20 protein-coding genes are annotated in these 21,293 nt (G+C 65.1%); 9 read left to right on the plus strand and 11 right to left on the minus strand.

Going from position 1 to position 21,293, the window contains the following annotated elements; translation table 11 throughout:
- The first annotated feature begins 11 nt into the window (after window positions 1-11).
- The 8 genes from AC0L3S_RS01360 (at window position 12) to AC0L3S_RS01395 (ending at window position 9,179) form a co-directional block, all read left to right on the plus strand.
- A complete protein-coding gene (locus AC0L3S_RS01360) occupies window positions 12-1,046 on the plus strand; it encodes an ABC transporter permease (RefSeq protein WP_473277854.1) in 1,035 nt (344 codons plus the stop codon).
- Window positions 1,043-1,891, plus strand: a complete 849-nt coding sequence (locus AC0L3S_RS01365; protein WP_473277855.1) for an ABC transporter permease — start codon at window positions 1,043-1,045, stop codon at window positions 1,889-1,891. Before AC0L3S_RS01360 ends, AC0L3S_RS01365 begins: the two co-directional genes overlap by 4 nt.
- Window positions 1,888-3,558: a nickel ABC transporter ATP-binding protein NikE gene (gene nikE / locus AC0L3S_RS01370; RefSeq protein ID WP_473277856.1), complete on the plus strand. Its 1,671-nt coding sequence runs from the start codon at window positions 1,888-1,890 to the stop codon at window positions 3,556-3,558. Before AC0L3S_RS01365 ends, nikE begins: the two co-directional genes overlap by 4 nt.
- A gap of 142 nt (window positions 3,559-3,700) precedes the next feature.
- The gene (locus tag AC0L3S_RS01375; RefSeq protein WP_473258173.1) at window positions 3,701-5,302 is read left to right on the plus strand and encodes an ABC transporter substrate-binding protein; all 1,602 of its coding nucleotides are present in this window, start codon (window positions 3,701-3,703) and stop codon (window positions 5,300-5,302) included.
- A 17-nt stretch (window positions 5,303-5,319) separates the two neighbouring features.
- Window positions 5,320-6,261 (plus strand): ABC transporter permease, encoded by a 942-nt coding sequence (locus AC0L3S_RS01380; protein WP_007608573.1) that lies wholly within the window; start codon window positions 5,320-5,322, stop codon window positions 6,259-6,261.
- Window positions 6,258-7,181 (plus strand): ABC transporter permease, encoded by a 924-nt coding sequence (locus tag AC0L3S_RS01385; RefSeq protein WP_007593091.1) that lies wholly within the window; start codon window positions 6,258-6,260, stop codon window positions 7,179-7,181. The genes AC0L3S_RS01380 and AC0L3S_RS01385 overlap by 4 nt, the downstream gene beginning before the upstream one ends.
- A 19-nt stretch (window positions 7,182-7,200) precedes the next feature.
- On the plus strand, window positions 7,201-8,190 hold the full coding sequence (locus tag AC0L3S_RS01390) for an ABC transporter ATP-binding protein (RefSeq protein ID WP_473258167.1): 990 nt from the start codon (window positions 7,201-7,203) through the stop codon (window positions 8,188-8,190).
- Entirely contained in the window at window positions 8,187-9,179 is a 993-nt protein-coding gene (locus tag AC0L3S_RS01395) for an ABC transporter ATP-binding protein (protein ID WP_473258165.1), read from the plus strand. The genes AC0L3S_RS01390 and AC0L3S_RS01395 overlap by 4 nt, the downstream gene beginning before the upstream one ends.
- A gap of 178 nt (window positions 9,180-9,357) precedes the next feature.
- Here AC0L3S_RS01395 and AC0L3S_RS01400 read toward each other — a convergent pair whose 3' ends face one another.
- The 11 genes from AC0L3S_RS01400 to AC0L3S_RS01450 all read right to left on the minus strand — a co-directional run bounded on the left by AC0L3S_RS01400 (window position 9,358) and on the right by AC0L3S_RS01450 (window position 20,231).
- Window positions 9,358-9,645, minus strand: coding sequence for a YciI family protein (locus AC0L3S_RS01400; RefSeq protein WP_473277857.1), 288 nt, complete (start codon window positions 9,643-9,645; stop codon window positions 9,358-9,360).
- A 79-nt stretch (window positions 9,646-9,724) separates the two neighbouring features.
- The gene (locus AC0L3S_RS01405; RefSeq protein ID WP_473258161.1) at window positions 9,725-10,699 is read right to left on the minus strand and encodes a sugar ABC transporter substrate-binding protein; all 975 of its coding nucleotides are present in this window, start codon (window positions 10,697-10,699) and stop codon (window positions 9,725-9,727) included.
- Window positions 10,700-10,741: 42 nt separating this feature from the next.
- The gene (locus AC0L3S_RS01410) at window positions 10,742-11,719 is read right to left on the minus strand and encodes an ABC transporter permease (protein ID WP_473258159.1); all 978 of its coding nucleotides are present in this window, start codon (window positions 11,717-11,719) and stop codon (window positions 10,742-10,744) included.
- Window positions 11,716-12,666 carry an ABC transporter permease gene (locus AC0L3S_RS01415; protein ID WP_473258157.1) on the minus strand — a complete coding sequence of 317 codons (951 nt, stop codon included), beginning with the start codon at window positions 12,664-12,666 and terminating at the stop codon, window positions 11,716-11,718. The genes AC0L3S_RS01410 and AC0L3S_RS01415 overlap by 4 nt, the downstream gene beginning before the upstream one ends.
- A complete protein-coding gene (locus AC0L3S_RS01420) occupies window positions 12,659-14,185 on the minus strand; it encodes a sugar ABC transporter ATP-binding protein (RefSeq protein WP_473277858.1) in 1,527 nt (508 codons plus the stop codon). Before AC0L3S_RS01420 ends, AC0L3S_RS01415 begins: the two co-directional genes overlap by 8 nt.
- Complete coding sequence (locus AC0L3S_RS01425; protein WP_473277859.1) at window positions 14,182-15,576, minus strand: FAD-linked oxidase C-terminal domain-containing protein; 1,395 nt, start codon at window positions 15,574-15,576, stop codon at window positions 14,182-14,184. Before AC0L3S_RS01425 ends, AC0L3S_RS01420 begins: the two co-directional genes overlap by 4 nt.
- A gap of 57 nt (window positions 15,577-15,633) precedes the next feature.
- Entirely contained in the window at window positions 15,634-16,518 is an 885-nt protein-coding gene (locus AC0L3S_RS01430) for an intradiol ring-cleavage dioxygenase (RefSeq protein WP_473277861.1), read from the minus strand.
- A 15-nt stretch (window positions 16,519-16,533) separates the two neighbouring features.
- Window positions 16,534-17,436 carry an NAD(P)-dependent oxidoreductase gene (locus AC0L3S_RS01435; RefSeq protein WP_473277862.1) on the minus strand — a complete coding sequence of 301 codons (903 nt, stop codon included), beginning with the start codon at window positions 17,434-17,436 and terminating at the stop codon, window positions 16,534-16,536.
- Between the two features lie 20 nt (window positions 17,437-17,456).
- Window positions 17,457-18,827: an amidohydrolase family protein gene (locus AC0L3S_RS01440; protein ID WP_473277863.1), complete on the minus strand. Its 1,371-nt coding sequence runs from the start codon at window positions 18,825-18,827 to the stop codon at window positions 17,457-17,459.
- A 4-nt stretch (window positions 18,828-18,831) separates the two neighbouring features.
- On the minus strand, window positions 18,832-19,911 hold the full coding sequence (locus AC0L3S_RS01445; protein ID WP_473277864.1) for a maleylacetate reductase: 1,080 nt from the start codon (window positions 19,909-19,911) through the stop codon (window positions 18,832-18,834).
- Window positions 19,908-20,231, minus strand: a complete 324-nt coding sequence (locus tag AC0L3S_RS01450) for a Dabb family protein (protein ID WP_473277865.1) — start codon at window positions 20,229-20,231, stop codon at window positions 19,908-19,910. Before AC0L3S_RS01450 ends, AC0L3S_RS01445 begins: the two co-directional genes overlap by 4 nt.
- A 108-nt stretch (window positions 20,232-20,339) precedes the next feature.
- Between AC0L3S_RS01450 and AC0L3S_RS01455 the strand changes: the two genes are divergently transcribed.
- On the plus strand, window positions 20,340-21,263 hold the full coding sequence (locus AC0L3S_RS01455) for a LysR substrate-binding domain-containing protein (RefSeq protein WP_473277866.1): 924 nt from the start codon (window positions 20,340-20,342) through the stop codon (window positions 21,261-21,263).
- Window positions 21,264-21,293 lie beyond the last annotated feature (30 nt).

Consider the following 21,293-nt stretch of genomic DNA (forward strand, 5'->3'; position numbering starts at 1 on the left):
GGCTCTGAAAGGTGATGACCGGTTTTGGTGCGACCGTGACGCGCGCGGGGAGGCGGCTTCTGTCGTCGCTGCCGGCGTTGTTCGGCGTGCTGGTCTTCACCTTTCTGCTGATGCGGGTCCTCCCCGGAGATCCCGCGGTGTTCTTCGCCTCGGGGCCCAATGCCGGCAAGGAGGAGATCGAGCAGATCCGCAAGCAGATGGGGCTCGACAAGTCGGTGCCGGAGCAGCTCGTGTTCTATCTGTCCGATATCGGCCGCGGCAATCTGGGCCGCTCCATGATGACGGGACAGCCGGTGCTCAAGGATTTGCGCGAGCGTTTGCCGGCCTCGCTGGAGTTGACCTTCACGGCGCTCCTGATCGCGCTGATCGCGGCGGTGCCGCTCGGCGTGGTCGCAGCCTTGAAACCGGGATCGCTGGTCGATCATGGCGTGCGGCTGTTCTGCGCGCTCGGCGTCTGCGTGCCGACCTTCGTGTCGGGCCTGCTGCTGATCTATGTGTTCTACTATCTGCTCGGTCTTGCGCCTGATCCGACCGGGCGGATCGACGTCTTCACCTCGCTGCCGCCGCAGCGCACCGGGTTTCTGTCGGTCGATTTCCTGCTCGCGGGCGACATCGAGGGCTGGTGGGCGGCCTGCAAGCAGTTGATCCTGCCGGCAGTGAGCATGGCCCTGTTCGTCATCGCGCCGCTGGCGCGGATTACCCGTGCGTCGATGCTGGTCTCGCTCGGCAGCGATTTCGTGCGCACCGCGCGCTCGGTCGGATTGTCCTGGCAGAAGGTCGTCGTCACCTATGCGCTGCGCAATGCGATCCTTCCCGTCATCACCATTGCCGGCATCGTGTTCTCGACCATGCTTGGCGCGAATGTCCTGGTGGAGAAGGTGTTCTCCTGGCCGGGCGTCGCCTCCTATGCGCTCGATGCGCTGCTGTCGTCCGATTATGCGCCGGTGCAGGGTTTTGTGCTGCTGATGGCTGGCATCTTCGTGCTGGTCAATCTGGTCGTCGATATCTGCTACGGCATCGCCGATCCCAGGGTGTCGATCGGATGACGAGCGCAACCCTCCGCCATTCGGTCTGGATTTTGCGCGGCAACCCGCTGACCGGGGTCGCCGCGGCCGGTGTCCTCCTGTTTGTCCTGGTCGCGATCTTCGGACCCTGGCTCGTGCCCTATGATCCCGTCGTCTCCAATGTCTCGGAAGCCTTGCAGCCGCCGAGTGCGGCGCATCTCGCCGGCACCGACCAGCTCGGGCGCGACGTGTTCAGCCGCCTCGTCGTTGCGGGCCGCCTCGACCTTGCCATCGCGGTCTCGGCGGTCGGCATCTCCTTCGTGATCGGCGCCGTCGTCGGCTCCTTCTGCGGCTATGCCGGAGGCAGGCTCGATCGCTCGGTCGGCCGCTTCGTCGACGTCATGATGGCCTTTCCGCTGTTCGTGCTGGCGATGGCGATGGTTGCGGCGCTCGGCAACCGGATCGAGAACATCGTGATCGCGACCGCGATCATCAATCTTCCGTTCTACATCCGCTTCGCGCGCGCCGAGGTCAACGTCCGGCGCAATGTCGGCTGGGTGGAGGCGGCGCGTTCCTGCGGCGAGAGCCATTTCTCGGTGGTGCTGCGCTTCCTGTTGCCGAACATCCTGCCGGCGATGGCCGTGCAGATCTCGCTCAATCTCGGCTGGGCGATCCTGAACGCAGCCGGCCTGTCCTTCATCGGCCTTGGCGTCAAGCCGCCGACACCGGAATGGGGCATCATGGTCGCGGAAGGCGCCCGCTTCATCTCGACCGGGCGGTGGTGGCTGGTGGCCTTTCCGGGCCTTGCGTTGATGATGGCCGTGCTGTGCTTCAACCTTCTCGGCGACGGGATGCGGGACATTCTCGATCCGCGCATGCGCACATGAGCGAGACTCTCCTCGAGATCGACAATCTCCACGTCTCGTTCTCAACCCGGCGTGGACTGGTCGAGGCCGTCCGCGGGGTCACGCTCACGGTCGAAGCCGGCGAGATGCTTGGCCTCGTCGGCGAAAGCGGATCGGGCAAGTCGGTGACCGGTTTTGCGACGACGCGGCTGCTCGATGCGGCCGGGCGCGTCACTGGCGGAAGAATCCTGTTTCGCGGCCAGGACGTCACAAAACTCAGGGGCGATGATCTCCGTCAGCTCCAGGGCGCCGCGATGTCGATGATCTTCCAGAACCCGCGTGCGGCGCTCAATCCGATCCGCGCGATCGGCTTACAGATTGCGGACGCGATTCTCACGCATAAGCGGATATCGAAGGACGCCGCTCGCGCCGAGGCGCTGGAGCTGTTGCGCGCCGTCCAGATCCGCGACCCCGAGACGCGGATGAACGCCTATCCGCACGAACTCTCCGGCGGCATGTGCCAGCGCGTCATGATCGCGATTGCGATCTCCTGCAATCCCGCGCTCTTGATCGCCGATGAGCCGACGACCGGACTCGACGTCACCACGCAGAAGGTGGTGATGGACCTCCTGGCGGAGATTGCCGCTGCGCGCGGCATGGCGACGATCCTGATCACGCACGATCTCGGGTTAGCGGCGCGATATTGCCGCCGTATCGCCGTGATGGAACGCGGCCGCATCGTCGAAGAGGCAAGCCCCAGGACACTGTTCGGCGCGCCGCAGCACGCCTATACCAGGCGCCTGGTGGCGGCGTCACCGACCGCGACCTCCGGGATCGCAGACCTCGTGACGGAAGAGGAGCGGGAAGGCTACGCGGCTGTCGTCAGCAGGCCGAGGCAGGAGCCCGTTCACGGGACTCCGCCGCTGCTGGAAGTGCGCAAGCTCGCAAAACGATTCGACGAGGGTGCTGCGGCGGTGGCGGACTTCTCGATGACGATGGCCGGCGGCGAGAGTGTCGGCCTCGTCGGCGAATCCGGCTCCGGCAAGAGCACGACGTCACGCATGATTTGCCGCCTGATCGATCCGAGCGAGGGCGAGATCGTGTTCGACGGGCAGTCGATCGGCCACGTGGCGTCGCGCGATTTTCACCGCTCGCAGTTCCGCAAAGACATCCAGATGGTGTTCCAGGACCCGAACGAGAGCCTCAATCCGCGCTTCACCGCCTTCGATTGCATTGCCCATCCCCTGATGCGGCTCGATCGTATGCGTGGGGGCGATGCGCTGCGCAAGCGGGTGGAAGACTGCGCGAAGCGTGTGGGGCTGCCGCTGGATCTCTTGCCGCGCTTTCCGCATCAGCTCTCCGGCGGCCAGAAGGCCCGCGTCGGTATCGCCCGCGCCATCGCCTGCCGGCCGCGGCTCCTGGTGCTGGACGAGCCGACCGCCGCGCTCGACGTCTCCGTGCAGGCCGTGGTGCTGCAGCTGCTCGACCGCCTCCGGCGCGAGAACGATATCGCACTGCTGTTCGTCAGCCACGATCTCAACGTGGTGCGCATGCTTTGCGACCGCACCATCGTGCTGCGCAATGGCGGCATCGTGGAGCAGGGCGAGAGCCGGGCGTTGTTCGACAATCCCAAGACCGACTACACGCGCAAGCTGGTCGAGGCGATCCCGCATATCGAGACCGGGCCTGTGCTGGCGGCTGCGCTTTGAGGTCTCGACCGGCCCAGATGGTGCGGGATATCCCGCTGGCGAACGTCCGGTTAGTGGCATACCATTTGCACGCCAATGAGCTCTGGTTTCACCTGTTCTTGGCCAACGATGGCCGGCATCACGGCACTATTGGGAGGATTTCATGGATCGCAGGACCGTATTGAAGGGACTTGCCGGCGCGGGCGGTCTGGCGTTGAGCGGCCTTTCGGCCCCGGCGATCGCACAAGGCGCCTCCGCGCGCACCCTGCGCTTCGTGCCGCAAGCAAACCTCGCCAATTTCGACCCGATCTGGGGCACGCAATATGTCGTGCGCAATGCCGCCGCGCTGGTCTGGGATACGCTCTACGGCGTCGATTCCTCGCTGCAGCCGCAGCGGCAGATGGTCGAGTCCGAGGAAGTGACCGACGATGGCACCACCTGGACGTTCAAACTGCGGCCGGGGCTCAAATTCCACGACGGCGAGCCGGTTCGGAGCAAGGACGTCGTTGCGAGTCTCACACGCTGGGCGGCGCGCGATCCGATGGGGCTGATGCTCAAGGCACTGCAGCAGGAGCTCACTGCTGTCGACGATCGTACCTTCAAATGGGTGCTGAAGCAGCCGTTCCCGAAGATGCTCTATGCGCTCGGCAAGAACAATTCGCCTTGCGCCTTCATCATGCCGGAGCGCATTGCGCAGACCGACCCGTTCAAGCAGATCGGCGATTATGTCGGCTCGGGGCCGATGAAGTTCACCAAGAGTGAGTGGGTCCCCGGTGCGAAAGCAGTGTTCGAAAAATTCGCCGATTATGTGCCGCGGCAGGAGAAGGCGTCGTGGCTCGCCGGCGGCAAGCAGATGCTGCTCGACCGCGTCGAATGGATCGTGATGCCCGATCCGGCGACCGCCGCGGCCGCGTTGCAAAACGGCGAGATCGACTGGTGGGAGAACCCGATCGCGGACCTCGTCCCGATCCTGAAGAAGAACAAGAACATCAGCGTCGACATCGGCGATCCGCTCGGCAATGTCGGCTCGTTCCGCATGAACTTCCTGTACCCGCCCTTCAACGACGTGCGGGCGCGGCGCGCGGTGCTGATGGCGATGAGCCAGGAAGACTATATGCGTGCGCTCGTCGGCGACGACAATTCGCTGTGGAAGCCGCTGCCCGGCTACTTCACGCCGGATACGCCGCTCTATACCGAGGCGGGCGGCGAGGTCCTGAAGGGCAAGCGCGATCTCGACGCTGCCAAGAAGCTGCTCGCGGAGAGCGGCTATTCCGGCCAGCCGGTTACGTGCCTCGTAGCGCAGGACCAGCCGATCACCAAGGCGTTCGGCGATGTGACCGCCGATCTCCTAAAGAAGCTCGGCATGAATGTCGACTTCGTCGCGACCGATTGGGGCACGGTCGGCTCCCGCCGCGCGCAGAAGACTCCCCCCGGACAGGGCGGCTGGAACATGTTCCACACCTGGCATGCGGGTTCGGACTGCATCAATCCGGCGCCCTACACCGCCATTCGCGCCAACGGCGACAAGGCCTGGTTCGGCTGGCCGAACAGCCCCGGCACGGAAAAGGAGGTCACGTCCTGGTTCGAGGCCAAGAACCTCGACGAGGAGAAGGCCGCGGTCGCTCGCCTCAACAAGGTCGCGCTCGAGGACGTCGTCTACGCGCCAACCGGCTTCTTCCTCAGCTACACGGCCTGGCGCAAGAACGTCTCCGGCATCACGAAAGGGCCGCTGCCGTTCTTCTGGGGCGTGTCGAAATCCGCATGACCCTGCGCTGAAGCCAGATGCTCTCCTACATCCTCCGGCGTATCGCCTCGACCTTGCCAGTGATGGCGATCGTCGCGCTGTTCGTGTTCAGCCTGCTCTACATCGCGCCGGGGGATCCCGCCGTGGTGATCGCGGGCGATCAGGCAAGTCCAGAGGATGTGGAGCGCATCCGTCAGAGCCTCGGCCTCGACCGACCCTTCCTGATCCAGTTCGGCAGCTGGGTCTGGCGCATTCTGCACGGCGATCTCGGCACCTCGATCTTCACCAATCTGCCGGTCTCGACCATGATCGGGCAGCGTCTCGGGCCGACGCTGTCGCTGATGATGGTCACGCTCCTGCTCACGATCGTGATCGCGGTGCCGCTCGGCGTGCTGGCGGCCTGGAAGGCGGGAAGCCTGATCGACCGGGCCATCATGGCCTTTGCCGTGTTCGGCTTCTCCCTGCCGGTCTTCGTCGTCGGCTATGTCCTCGCCTACATCTTCGCGCTGGAGCTCGAATGGCTTCCCGTGCAGGGCTATACGCCGCTCGCCCAGGGCCTCTGGCCCTGGCTGCAAAATCTGATCCTGCCGGCGATCGCACTCGGCTGTGTCTACATCGCACTGATCGCGCGTATCACGCGGGCCACCATGCTCGAAGTGTTGCAGCAGGACTATATCCGCACCGCGCGCGCCAAGGGCCTCGGGCAGGGCGGCATCCTGTTCGTCCACGCGCTGAAGAACGCGGCGGTGCCGATCGTCACGGTGATCGGGATCGGCATCGCGCTCCTGATCGGCGGCGCGGTCGTCACGGAGAGCGTGTTCGCGATTCCCGGCCTCGGCCGGCTCACGATCGACGCCATCCTGCGCCGCGACTATCCCGTCATCCAGGGCATCGTGTTGCTGTTCAGCTTCGTCTACGTCCTCGTCAATCTGATGATCGACGTCATTTATACGCTCGTTGACCCGAGGATCCGCTATTGACCGACACGACCGTGAATCCGCAGGCGCTGCCGGCGGGCTTCGTCCTCGCGCCGCAACTGCCTGAGATCCTCCGGCCGGTCACAATCCGGCGCGGCTTCGTCGGGCTGCTGCGCGGCCATCCCACCGTTGCCATCGGCGGCACGTTGCTGCTGTTGCTCGTCCTGATCGCGATCTTTGCGCCTTATCTTGGAACGGTGGATCCGACCGCACTTGCACCGGCCAAGCGCACCCGCGCACCGTCGGCGCTTTACTGGTTTGGCACCGACGTCCTCGGCCGCGACATCTATTCACGCGTGCTGTTCGGCGCGCGCGTCTCGCTTACGGTCGGCTTGTCCGTTGCGATCTTCGCCTCCGCGGCCGGTCTCGCCATCGGCATCGTCTCCGGTTTCATCCGCTGGGCCGATGGCATCTTGATGCGCTTCATGGACGGCCTGATGTCGATTCCGCCGATCCTGCTGGCGATCGCGCTGATGGCGCTGACACGCGGCAGCGTCGGCAACGTCATTCTGGCGATTACCGTTGCCGAGATACCGCGGGTTTCCCGTCTTGTCCGTAGTGTGGTGCTGTCGCTGCGCGAGCAGCCTTACGTGGATGCGGCGGTGGCCTGCGGCACGCGCACGCCGATGATCATCCTGCGCCACATCCTGCCGAACACGCTGGCGCCGATGCTGATCCAGGCGACTTACATTTGCGCCAGTGCGATGATCACGGAGGCGATCCTGTCCTTCATCGGCGCGGGAACGCCGCCGACCATTCCGTCCTGGGGCAACATCATGGCCGAGGGGCGCGCGCTGTGGCAGGTCAAGCCCTACATTGTGTTCTTTCCGGCGGCCTTCCTGTCCGTCACCGTGCTCGCCGTCAACCTGCTCGGCGACGGCCTTCGCGATGCGCTCGATCCGCGCATGGCCAAGAGCCTCTGAAGGTGAGGGACTGATCGCGATGGCACTGCTCGAAGTCGAGAATTTGCAAACGCACTTCCGCACGCCCAGCGGCATCAACCGCGCGGTGGAAGGCGTGTCGTTCCATGTCAACGAGGGCGAGACCCTCGCCATCGTCGGTGAGTCCGGTTGCGGCAAGTCGGTGACCTCCATGTCGCTGATGCGGCTGATCCCGGAACCGCCGGGCAGGATCGCCGGCAGCATCCGCTTCGCGGGCAAGGACCTGTTGCAAATGTCGGATCGCGAGATGCGCGCGATCCGCGGCAACGACATCTCGATGATTTTTCAGGAGCCGATGACCAGCCTCAACCCGGTGCTGACCGTCGGGCGTCAAATCCGCGAAACGCTGATGATCCACCAGGGCCTCGACAAGGAGGCCGCGGAGGCGCACGCCATCGAGATGTTGATTCTGGTCGGCATTCCCGAGCCGAAGCGTCGCGTGCGCGAATATCCGCATCAGCTTTCCGGCGGCATGCGCCAGCGCGTCATGATCGCCATTGCACTCGCCTGCAATCCAAAGCTTCTCATTGCGGACGAGCCGACCACCGCGCTCGACGTGACGATCCAGGCGCAGATCCTAAAGCTGATGCTGGACCTCAAGCACCGGGTTGGCGCGGCGATCATCCTGATCACCCACGATCTCGGCGTGGTCGCCGAAATCGCGGAGCGCGTCATGGTCATGTATGCCGGCCGCAAGGTCGAGGAAGCACCGGTGGCGGACCTGTTCCGATCGCCGCGTCATCCCTATACGCAGGGCCTGCTCGGCGCAGTGCCGCGGCTCGGCTCGTCGCTGACCGGCACCGCGAGGCGGCTTGCGGAGATCCCGGGGCAGGTTCCTGATCTGCGCAAGCCCATCGTCGGCTGTGTCTTCGCCGGACGTTGCGCGCTCGCGACCGATCTCTGCCGGCAGTATGCGCCGGGGCTCGAAGAGAAAGGGCCACGTCACGTCGCGGCCTGTCATTATGCGGCCAAGGGAGCGGTCGCGGCATGAGTCCCCCGCTGCTCCAGGTCAACGACCTCAAGAAGCACTTTCCGGTCAAAAAGGGCCTGTTCAGCCGCAAGTCCGAGTGGGTCTATGCGGTGGACGGCGTGTCGTTCGAGATCGCGCGCGGCGAGACGCTCTCGCTGGTCGGCGAATCCGGCTGCGGCAAATCGACGGTCGGCCGCGCCATTCTGCGCCTGTTCGACATCACGGCAGGCCAGGTCATCCTCGACGGCCAGCGCATCGACGACGCCCATCCGAGCACGATGCGCCAGATGCGCCGCCGCGTGCAGGTAGTGTTCCAGGACCCGTTCTCGAGCCTCAATCCGCGCATGCGCGTGCGCGACATCCTGGCTGAGCCGATCCGCAATTTCGGCCTCGCCAAATCCGCGATCGATCTCGAGACCCGGGTGACGGCGCTGATGGATACCGTGCGCCTGCCGCGCGAGGCGCTGAACCGCAGGCCGCACGAATTCTCCGGCGGCCAGCGCCAGCGCATCGGCATCGCGCGGGCGCTCGCCGCCGAGCCCGAGCTGATCGTCTGCGACGAGGCGGTGTCGGCGCTCGACGTCTCGGTCAAGGCCCAGATCGTCAATCTGCTGCAGGATCTCCAGCGCGAGTTCGGCCTGGCACTGCTGTTCATCAGCCATGACCTCGCGATCGTCGAGCACATGACCCATCGCGTCGCGGTGATGTATCTCGGCAAGATCGTCGAGGTGGCGCCGCGCTACGAGATCTTCGCTGCGCCAAAGCATCCTTACACCAAGGCGCTGCTCTCGGCGGTCCCGCTGCCGGAGCCGGGGGCCCAGCGCAATCCGATCATCCTCAAGGGCGACGTGCCGAGCCCGATCAACCCGCCGAGCGGGTGCCGCTTCCACACCCGTTGCCCGCTCGTGTTCGATCGCTGCCGGACCGAGGAGCCGACATTGCGTGCGGCTGGACCCGAGCAGTGGGTGGCCTGTCATCTCGAAGGTAGTGCAGCGGTGGCGAGCGGCTAGCCGTTGGGCTGGCGGCAATCCTCTGGATCGAGGCGTAGGCGCGACAATCGGGCGATGATGCCACTCTGCTCCTGTTTTGCCCGACGAGTCAAAGACGTTTACGACGAAAATTCATTTGTAAAAACAACATCGTTCTACTGTGCATGGGGTTGTTTTCGCGTTTTTTGTTTAGCGGCCTTCAACCTTGGCGGCGCAGGAAGCCGGTGATCGTGACCTTGTCCCAGATGCCGGCCGCCGCAAACGGATCGGCTCGGTTGAAGGCCTCGACGTCGCCACGGCCCGCTGCCTCGATCAGGAACAGGCTGCCGATCATCCTCTCGCCGTCGTCGGAGACCAGCGGTCCCGACATCACGATCTTGACGCCGAAGCGGGAGGTGTCGCTCAGGAAAGCCTTGTGGGCATCGTAATTCGCGAGCCGGGTCGGCAGCGCGCCGTCGCGGTCGAGAGCGTGAATGGCGAACAGCATGGTGGTCTCCGTCTATGTCTCGTTTTCTTGGGACGGCCGCGACAGCGGCCGTCCGGGCTTGTTGTGATGGTGTGCTGACTTACTTGCCGCCGAGCTTGCTGGCTTCCTCGAAAGTCGGGCAGCTGCGTTGCTCCAGCGGCACGTCGAACGGCTGGTAATTGTCCTTGGTGATGACGGTCGGCTTCAGCACGATCTCGGCGATGACGGGCTGGTTGCGCAGGGATCGGATCGCCATCATGGTGCCGAGGCAGCCTTGAAAAAATCCGTTGTAGTCGCCGCTCGCGAGCAGCTTGCCGGACTTGATTGCGTCGATCGCTTCCTTGGTGCCGTTGATGCCGATCACCTGCGCCTTGCGGTTGGCGCCATCGAGCGCCTCGATCGCGCCGACCGCCATGGCGTCGTTGGCGGCGAGCACGCCGTCGATCTGCGCGTTCGACTGCATCAGATTCTCCATCACCTGGAGCGCCTGGAGCCGCTGGTAGTTGCCCGGCTGCGAGGCCAGCAGCTTCGCACCGGCATTTTCCTTCAGCGCGTCGTTGAAACCGCGGACGCGGTCGACATTGGTCAGCGAACCCTTGACGCCCTCGATGATGACGATGTTGCCCTTGCCGCCCAGCGTCTTGAGCAGGAAGCGCGCGGTTTCGAGCCCGAGGCTGTAATCGTCGGCGCCGACGAAGGAGAGGAACTTGCCGCCGGCCGAGCGGTCGGTGATGTTGACGACGGGGATCTTGGCCTCGTTGATCTTCTCGACACCCGGTACCATCGCCTTGTAGTCGACCGGCGTGAAGACGATGGCGCTCGGCTTCTTCACCACGACATCCTCGATCTGGCTGAGCTGCTCGGGAATGCTGTCGGGCTTGGTCGGGATGTACTGCAGCGTCTTCGCGTTCAGCGTCTTCGCCATGTTGTCGGCGCCGACCCGCACCGTCTGGAAGAACGGGTTGGTCTGGTTCTTGGTGAAGACGGCGATGGTTTCGCCGTCGGCTCGCGCTTGCGTGGTGAACACGGCCGCCATCAGCAGCGGCAGCGTCAAATAACCCAGTTTCTGTTTCATGTTGCCTCCATCCCTCGTTTTGCTTGTTGGTCGTTCAAGAACTCATTGCGCGCGGCGGCGGGTTTTCATATCGAGCCAGACCGCGAGAATGACGATGATGCCGGTGACGAGCGGCTGCCAGTTGGCGCTGACCGACAAGAGGTTCATGCCGTTCAGCACCAGCGTCAGGATCAGTGCGCCGATGAAGGTGCCGAAGACAGTACCGACGCCGCCGAACAGGGAGGTGCCGCCGATCAGCACGGCGGCGATCGCGGGCAGCGTCAGGCTTTCGCCGATGTCGGCCTCGGCCGAATTGAGTCGCGACAGGAAGATGATCGAGGCTAGCCCGGCCATGGTGCCGGAGACGGCGTAGACCAGCAGCAGGCGGCGCGCGACCGGAATGCCGGAGAGCCGGGCCGCGACCGGATTGGCGCCGATCGCATAGATCTCCTGGCCCCAGATCGTTCGCTGCGCAAACAGCGTTCCAATCCCGAGGAACACCAGCAGCAGATAGACCGGGATTGGCAGGCCGAACAGATAGCCGCTGCCGATCTGGCGAAAGCCGGCCGGGAAGCCGTGAAGGGTCTCGCCCGCCATGTACCAATAGGTGAGGCCGTTCAGCACCCAGAGCATGCCGTAGGTGGCAATGAAGGAGGGGATGCGGAGCGCGGTGACCATCACGCCGTTGAGGAGGCCAACGAGGCCGCCGCAGGCAAGCCCGGTGAGGATGCCAAGCGCCGGCGAGCCGGTCTTGTGGATCACGGTCCCGGCGATGCAGGCGGACAGCGCGACATTGGCGCCGACGGAGAGATCGAGGCCAGCGGTCAGGACCACCAGCGTCAGGCCCGACGCGATGAAGAAGGTCAGGCTCGCCTGCCGGAGCACATTGAGGATGTTGCCGAGGCTCAGGAAGGAATCGCTGAGCACGGCGAGCGCCGCGCAGATCAGCAGCGCCGCAAGCAGGCGATAGAACAATTGGATCGCGTCCTGCGACAGGAACGAACGGGGCGGCGCGATGGCCTCTTTGCTGATGTCGGTCATGCGCGGCTCCGCAGGCCATCCAGGAACAGCGCCACGATGACGAGCACGCCGACGCTTGCGACCTGCACCGAGGACGGCAGCGAGATCAGGTTCAGCCCGTTGCGCAGCACGCCCACCGAGAGCACGCCGAGCACAGTGCCGAGCAGCCATCCATTGCCGCGCTCGAACGATGTGCCGCCGACGGCGACGGCCGCGATCGCATCGAATTCGAGACCGAGGCCGGCGGTTGGATGCCCGGAATTCATCCGCGCCGTCATAAGCAGGCCGGCGGTGCCGGCCATGGCGCCGCCGATCGCATAGACCGCGATCAGTAGCCGGTTGGGTGACAGGCCGGCATAGCGGAGCGCCTCCCGGTTGCCGCCGAGCGCGAAGATATAGGTGCCGAAGCGGGTGTGATAGAGCAGGCCATGAAAGGCGGCATAGGTGACGAGTGCCATCACGATCGGCACGGGCACGCCGAGCAGCGTCGCCGAGTAAATGTCGCGCACGCTGTGGGGAATGCCGACCACGCTCTGGCCGTCGCTGACGATCAGCGACAGGCCCTGCGCCATGCCGAGCGTGCCCAAGGTCGCAACGAACGGTGGGATGCCAACGATCGCGACCAGCCAGCCGTTGGCGAAACCGAAGGCCGCGCCGACGAGGAGTCCGGCGCCGAGGCCGAGCAACATCGAGTGGGTGGCGAGCGAGACGATGGCGACGCAGAGCGAGGTCAGCGTCAGCACCGCGCCCATCGACAGGTCCAGCCCCTCGGTCATGATGATCAAGGTCATGGGCAGCGCGAGCATGGTCAGGATCGTCGACTGCACCAGCACGTTGGAGAGGTTGGCGACCGACAGGAAGCCGGGCGCGATCGTGCTGAACAGCGCGATCAACAGCACCAGCACGATGGCAACGCCGGGAATCCGTTGCAGCGGATTCGGTTGAGAGACGACCGCGGCCTCACGCATGATGCATCCCCAGTCGCACGATGTTCTCCTCTGTCAGCTCGTTGCGCGCGAGGTGCCCGGCGATGCGACCCTCCCGCATCACATAGGCGCGATCGCAGACATGGCAGATCTCGACCTGTTCGGACGAGATCATCAGCGCCGCCGCGCCTTCCGCGACGAGGCGGTCGATGAGGGCGAAGATTTCGGCCTTGGCACCGATATCGATGCCCCGGGTCGGCTCGTCGAAGATGAAGAGTTTCGAGCCGGCGGCGAGCCACTTGCCGATCACGACCTTCTGCTGATTGCCGCCCGAGAGCAGGCCGACGATCTGGCGCGCGCTGGGCGTCGCAATGCGTAGCTGACGGATCAGGCCGTCGGCGGTGCGCTGCGCGCTGCGCTGGTCGAACAGACCACTCGGGAACAGCTTTCGCAGCGCCGACACCACCAGATTGTCCCCCACCGACCGCAACAGCGCCAGGCCCTCGCTCTTGCGGCTCTCCGGGATCAGCGCGATGCCACGGCGCGCGGCAAGATCAGGCTCGCCGGAGATAGTCTTGCCGTCGAAGACGATCTCGCCTGAGGTCACGGGATCGGCGCCGAAGATCGCGCGCGCGACCTCGCTGCGACCGGAGCCCACCAGCCCACACAGGCCGACGATCTCGCCGCGGCGCACCTCGATGTTGATGTCGGAGATTCCGGTGGTGGCGCTCAGGCCCTTGACCTCGAGCAGCACTTCGCCGGGCTTGTCGGCAAAGTTGCGCGGATAGGTCATGTCGACGTTGCGACCGACCATCATGCGGACGAGCTGGTCCGGCGTGACGTCGGCCGGGCGAACGCCGTCGGTGCGACGACCGTCGCGCAGCACGGTGATGCGGTCGCCGAGCGCGAACACCTCCGCCATGCGGTGCGAGATGTAGACGATGGAGACGCCGTCGGCTTTCAGTCGCGCGATCAGTGCGAACAGCAGCTCGGTCTCGCGATCGGACAGCGCCGCGGTCGGCTCGTCCATCACGAGGATGCGGGCGCTCTGGCTGATCGCTTTGGCGATCTCGACCATCTGCTGCTGCGCCACGCCCAACTTGTCGACGATGGTGGACGGATCGATCTCGAAGCCGATCGTGCCGAGCACGCGCGCGGCGTCGGCGAGAATCTTGCGGCGGTCGATGGTGCCGGGGATGCGGCCCTTCGGCTCGCGGCCAAGAAAAATGTTCTGGGCGATATCGAGATGGGGCACCAGCGAGAATTCCTGGAAGATCACGGCAATGCCGAGCTTCTGCGCGTCCACGGTCGAGTTGATCGCGACCGGCTCGCCCTTGTAATAGAACTCGCCGGCATCGGCGCGATAGGCGCCGCACAGCACCTTCATCAGGCTCGACTTGCCGGCGCCGTTCTCGCCCAGCAGCATATGGACCTCGCCGGGGAAGACGGCAAAGGACACGTCATCCAGCGCCTTGACGCCGGGAAACTCCTTGCTGATGCCGCGCAGCTCCAGCAGCGGGACAGGCGAGGAGGGCTCGACGGCCAATGCGGCGGTGCTCATGCCTGCGCTCCGCTTGCAAAGATCTTTCCGGGATTCATAAGGCCGTGAGGGTCGAGCGCGGTCTTGATCGACCGCATCACATCGACGGCCTCGCCGAGCTCGTCGGTGAGATAGTCGATCTTGCCGAGCCCGATGCCGTGCTCGCCGGTGCAGGTGCCGTCCGTGGCAATGGCGCGGGCGACCATGCGGGCCTGGAGCGCCTTGGCGCCTTCGGCTTCCTCGGGCCTTGCCGGGTCAATCAGGATCAGCATGTGGAAATTGCCGTCGCCGACATGGCCGACGATAGGCGCGGTGAACCCGTGCTCGTCCGCGTCGCGCCGGGTCTCGGTCAGGCATTCCGCCAGCCGCGAGATCGGCACGCAGACATCGGTGATCACGGCGCGCGCGCCGGGGCGTAGGCCCAGGCCCGCATAGAGCGTGTTGTCGCGGGCGTGCCAGAGCCGGCTGCGGTCCTCGGGCGCCTTGGCCCAGGCAAAGCCATGGCCGCCATGGTCGGCGGCAATGGCCTGTGCGGCTTCGGCCTGTTCGGCGACGGAGGTCTCGGAACCATGGAATTCGAAGAACAGGGTCGGGGCTTCGCGATAGCCGAGCTTCGCATAGGCGTTGATGCCGCGCATCATGACGTCGTCGAGCAACTCGATGCGCGCGACGGGGATCGCGGACTGAATCACGGAGATCGCGGTGTCGACGGCGTCCTGCAGGGTATCGAAGCTGCACACCGCGGCCGAGATCGCCTGCGGCACCGGATGCACCTTCAGCGTGATCTCGGTGATGACACCGAGCGTGCCCTCGGCGCCGACGAACATGCGCGTTAAGTCGTAACCGGCGGCTGACTTGCGCGCGCGTCTGGCGGTCCGAATCACGCGGCCGTCGGCCAGCACCACCTCCAGCGCGATGACGTTGTCTTTCATGGTGCCGTAGCGCACCGCCATGGTGCCGGACGCGCGCGTGGACGTCATGCCGCCGATCGAGGCGTCGGCGCCGGGATCGATCGGAAAGAACAATCCGGTGCCGCGCAATTCCGCATTGAGCTGCTTTCGCGTGATGCCGGGTTGCACGACGACGTCCATGTCGCTCTCGTGCACCGTCAGCACCTTGTTCATGCGTGCGAAGTCGAAGCAGACGCCGCCCGCGACCGCGGCCGCATTGCCTTCGAGCGAGGTCCCGGCGCCGAACGGCACGATGGGCATATTCGCGCCCGCGCACAGCTTGACGATCTCCGCGACCTCCTGCGTGGTTTCAGGGAAGACGACGATGTCGGGCGGCAGGTTGCGATAATGCGACTCGCTCTGCCCGTGGTGATCGAGCACGCCACGCGCAACGCTCGCGCGCGGGCCGATCATGCCTGTGAGGCGATCGGCCAATATGCTCGTGCTGACCCGCGGTCCCATCCTTGCTCCCTGTCTCGCCCTGTTGCCGGACTCTTGTCTGGTCCGCAGTCGTTCAGCTTATGCGGCTCTTGCGTCGCTCGCGACCCGCTTCAGGCCGAAATCGTAGTTGAGATGATAATATTCGCCGTCCACCATGCGACCATCCGGCGCACGGCCGGGCGGGCACCGCACAAATTCGCGGATCAGGCTGTCCTTGACCCCAAACACCACATCAGAGTCGAGATACTGGTCGCCAGCCACGAACACATGGGTCACGAGCTGCTCGAAGCCGGGCGCCGAGATCATGAAATGCACGTGCGCCGGGCGCCAGGGATGGCGGCCCTGTGCCTCCAGCATGTCGCCGACCGTGCCGTCATGCGGGATCGGATAGGCAGCCGGCTTGATCGACCAGAAATTGAAGCGACCATTCTGGTCGGTGTGGAAGCGCGCCCGCATCGCGAGATCGCCGATCTTGTCGAGCTGCTGCACGTCGTAATAGCCGTCATCGTCGGAATGCCAGACGTCCACGACGGCGCCGGCAAGCGGCCGTCCGTCGACGGTCGATACCGAGCCGGTGACGAGCATCGGATCGCCTTCCATCGGGCCGGAGATGTCAACGCCGTTGTCTTTCTCGGGCGACGCCTGCACGAAGAACGGACCGAGCACCGTGGTTTCGGTCGCGCCTTCCGGCACCGGATGGTTGATCGCGTCGACCAGCATGGAGACGCCGAGCGCGTCGGACAGCAGGATGAACTCCTGGCGCTTGTCGTCGCACATATGGCCGGTGCGGGTCAGGAAGTCGATGCCGTATTCCCACTCCTTCTGGGTCGGTCGCACCTCGCGGACGAAGGCATGAAGGTGGCGCACCAGCGCTTCGCTGACCTGCTTGATGCGCGGATCGGTCGCGCCCGCGATCCGCTCCAGCACCGCGTCCGTGATCGTGTTCTCGTTGAAATTGCGCATAGAAGCCTCCGTGAATCAGAGTTTTGGCTCGCCGAGGCCGGACAGCCGCTCGACGTGCTTGACGGTCGCGATGAAGTCGGTGTCGCCGTCGCCCTGCGCGACCAGCGAGCCATAGGTCTCGCGCACTTGGGCTGCGAGCTGAAGCGGCACGCCGACGGCGTGGCCGGCGCCGAGGATCAGGTCGAGATCCTTGGCCATCTGCGTGCAGGAGAAGGTCGAGTCGAAGTCGCGGCTGCGCAGGGGCGCGGTCTTGTATTTCACCATCGGTGAGGCGACCGCGCTGTCGTCGAGAACCTTCAGAATGTCCTGCCAGCCGATGCCGCCCTTGCGCGCCAGCGCCAGGCTCTCCGCCATCATGGCGGCCGACACCGCAATCATCAAATTGACCGCAAGCTTGGCATATCGCGCTTCCTCGCCGGGCCCGAGATAGGTCTGGGCGCGGGTGAAGGCGGCGAGCAGCGGCTTTGCCTTTTCGTAGGCGTCCTTCGGGCCCGAGACGAAGCAGCTCAGCGCGCCGGTGTGGACGATGCTGGCATTGCCCGAGACCGGCGCACGCAGGTAGAAGACACCGCGTGCCTGTGCAGCTGCATCGACCTCTGCGGACGCCTCGACGCTCACGGTGCTGGTCTCGATCACAACAGATCCAGCCGCCATCGCGGCGATGAGGCCGGTTGGGCCGAGCAACGCGCCGCGCAAGGCGGCGTCATCGGGCAAGGACGTGACGATCGCGGCCTTGCCCCCCACGGCCTCTGCCGGTGAAGCGGCAACCGAAATGCCTTGCGCGCGCGCCTCGTTGAGCCGTGCGGCGCTCCGGTCGAACGCGGTCACGGCGTAACCAGCCTTGGCGACGAGCACCGACATCGGCAGGCCCATCTTGCCGATCCCGATGAAAGCGATGTCCTTCGAAGAAGCTGTCATTGTTGTTGTCCTTGACGCCTTCACACGGCGTGTCCCTGTCGTTCGATGTCGTGCACCAGCCGCCGGCCGGATTGCACGAGCAGTTGCTTTTTCGCCTCCAGACCGTCGGCCAGCAACCGTGCATTCCGCTTCTTCCACACGCCGCCGATCATCACGGCCTCGATATTGGCAAGGCTCGTCTGCATCACCACGGTGGAAACGGGATCGTGCACCGGGACGAGGTTGAGATCGGAGGAATCGATGACGACGAGGTCGGCGAGCTTGCCCGGCGTCAGCGAGCCGATCTGGTGCTCGCGGCCGAGCATGCGGGCGCCTTCCGTCGTGATCCAGCGCAGCGCCTCGCGGACGGGGATCGTGGTCGTCGCCGGAATGGTGCCGCCGGCCTTGCGCGACTCCGCATTGTCGAGTGCTCGCTGCATCGAGAGCGCCACGCGCGCGGCGGAGAAGAGGTCGCCGGCCAGCACGGATTCCAGGTCGATGCCAATGGTCGGCCGCACGCCGCGCATGAGCAGCCGTCCAGTGATCGGAAAGCCGTGGCCCTGGATCATCTCGTTCTCCGGCGTCACGGAGAACGAGACGCCGAGATCGACCATCCGATCCAGCAGATCGTCAGGCAGGTCGTTGCCATGGACAATGTTGGTGCCCGCGCCGACGAGGCCCGCCTCGATCAGCTTCTCCCAGCCGCCGGGCGTCTTGGCGGGACCGCCGCCCTGATGCATCGATGCGATCAGCTTGAACTCGCGCGCCATGCGGAAATCGTGCATGGCGACGTCGAGCGTCGAATAGTGCGGGCCGAGGATCGCAAGCCCAAGCGTGACGAGGCCGTCGCGGTCGACCAGGGGGCCCGCCAGCAGTCGCTCGACTTCGCGGCGTGGATGCGGGATTTCCGAGAAGTGCGGTTCGCCTGGTTTCGGCTCGGGCTTGGGCGAGCCGTGGAAGAAAGCCGCGCGGATACCGCTCTCGATCAGGCCGTGCACGGCGGCGTCGGTATGATCGGGCGTCGGATTGTTGTGGCACCAGTCGACCAGCGTGGTCGTGCCGTGGTTGATCTGGTTCAGCGCGCCCACCAAGGTCGCGATATAAATGTCCTCTGGTCGGAAGATCGTAGCGAGCCCGGCATGCATGCGGCGGAAATACTCCAGCAGCGTCCAGTTGGCGGCATAGCCGCGCAAGGCCGTCTGCCAGGTGTGCATATGGGCGTTGATCAGGCCGGGGATGACGATGCGCCCGGTACCGTCAACGATCTCCGTTTCGGGCGCGCCACCGATGTCGATCGATGGACGCAAATCAACGATGCGGCTCCCCTCGATCAGCACGTCGCCGATGTCGAGGTCGCCGATCGTGTCATCCATGCTGATGATCGTGGCGGATTTGATCAGCGTGCGCCGCATCGCTTCAAGCCACCGCTTTGCCGGTGACAGGCGGCTCACCGGCCCAGGCGCGCGCGATCAGGTCGCGAATGGCGTTGCGTTCGAGCGGGCGCGGATTCCAGTAGGCGTTGGTGACGGCGAGGTCCGCGGCCTTGTCGATGTCGGCTTCGGGCATGCCGATGTCGCGCAACGCGACCTTCGCACCAAGCCGCTTCGCGAGCTCGAAAAGTCCCTGCGATGCATCGGCGGCGCCGATTGCGCGTGAGATCCGCGCCATCGCGTCGGGCACGGCCGGCGCGTTGTAGGCCAGCGCATGCGGCAGCACGATGGTGTGGGTCTCGGCATGCGGCAGGTCGAAGGTGCCGCCGAGCGTGTGGCAAAGCTTGTGATGCAGCGCCATGCCGACGGTGCCGAGGCAGACGCCGCACAGCCAGGCGCCATAGAGCGCTTCGGTGCGAGCCTCGCGATCGTCGCTGTTGGCGGCGATGGCAGGCAGGGCACGTGCCAACGCGCGAATGCCTTCTTCCGCCATCAGCGACGTGACGGGATTGGTGTCGCGCGCGTAGAGCGCTTCGGCCGCATGTGCGATCGCGTTGATGCCTGAGGTCGCGGCCAGGCTCGCCGGCAGCGTCAAGGTGAGGTCGACATCGTAGATCACGGTCTCCGGCAGGATGGCGGCGTCGCGTACCGTTGTCTTCAGCCCGTTCTCGGTCTGACCGACGATCGGCGTCATCTCCGAGCCGGCATAGGTGGTGGGAATGCAAAGCTGGTTGATTCCGGTGCGCAAGGCCAGCGCCTTGCCGAGCCCGGTCGTGGATCCGCCGCCGAGCGAGACGACGCAGTCGGCATCGCACGCCTTCATCGCCGCAAGCGCCCGCTCCGTGACCTCGAGCGGCGTGTGCATGGTCGCGCCAGGAAAGATGCCGGCGTAGAGCGGACCGAGCGCCGCGCCCAAGCTTTTGCCTTGCGCCTCCTGCTGTGGCGTCGTCAGCACCAGGACGCGCTTGCCGCCGAGACGCTCGACCTCGGTCTTGGCGCTAGCCAGCGTACCGCTGCCGAACACGACGCGGCAGGGCAGGTTTTCAAAGGTGAACGTACCGATCATGCGCCGGTCTCTTTGATGGGATAATCGACCTGGAAGCGTCCGATCCGCAAGTCGCCCAGCGCCTCGCGCACGCGCATATGTTCCGGGTGGGTGGCATAGGCCGCGAGCGCAGCGTGGTCGGTGAATTCGGAGAACAGAACGACGTCGCAGGCGTAGTCGACATTGCTGACGTCGAGGCCGACTTCGATGTGGGTGAGGCCGTCGATCCGGCCGCGCAGCCCCTCGAACAGGGTCTTGACCTTGACCCGGGCGGCGGAACGCTCCGCTGGCGTCTCCCCGCGCAGCCGCCACATCACGATGTGCCTGATCGGGCCCGACATTTCCCTGTTTCCTCGCCTGCTATCTTGCTTCTGTTTGCGCCATTTTGACTTGCGGGATGCGGAAATAAAGGTCAATAATCGTAAGTCTCTTTTCCTGTTTGCGAAAAAATGGACCGCCTGCTCCAGTTGGAAGTATTCGCCAAGACGGCCGAGCTCGGCAGCATGTCCAAAGCTGCCGAAGCCCTGCGCATGTCGAACGCTGCCGCGAGCCGCCATCTCAGCGCGCTCGAGGAGCGCCTTGCGGTCCGGCTGATCGAGCGCAACACCCGTCGACTGTGGTTGACGGAGGCGGGGCAGGTATTGCTGGAGCGCTCGAGCCGGGTCTTGAGCGAACTGGCGGAGGCCGAGGACATCGTCAGCGATCGCGCGCTGTCGCCGCAGGGCACGCTGCGGGTCACGAGTTCGCTGTCCTTTGCGGTGATCTATCTGGCGCCGATGCTGCCAGCCTTCCGCGCGCGCTATCCCAAGCTCAACATGCAGATCACCACCGCCAACCGGTACTCCGATTTCATCGAGGCCGGCATCGACGTGGCGATCAGGACACGCGAGCAGGAGCCGGATTCCAACATCATCGTCCGCCGCATCGGCCAGATGCGGCGTGTGCTCGCTGCTGCGCCGTCCTATCTCGCAAGCTGCGGCGAGCCGGAACAGCCCGTCGATCTCGCGCGCCACAACATGCTGGTCTACAATCTCGCCAACGATCCCTATTCGCTGCGCCTGCGCAAAGGCAATGGCGCGCAGACTGTTCGCGTCACGCCGACGCTCGACAGCAATGACGGCCAGGTCATCCGCGGCGCCGCGCTGGCGGGGCTCGGCATCCTCATCCAGCCGCTCTATATCGTGCAAAGCGATATCGCTGCGGGCCGTCTCGTCCCGGTTCTGATGGACTGGGAGCTGCCGCTGCTCACGATGAATATCGCCTACCAGAACCGTGCCGGACTGCCCGCCAAGATCAGGGTGTTTTCCGACTTCCTGGTCAGCCACATCCGCGAGCATTCGCAGCCGGGGATCTGGATCGACGCGACGAAGTGAGCGACATTTTCGAATTCAGGCGGCTTTGTA

Source organism: Bradyrhizobium sp. Ken01, assembly GCF_055807355.1.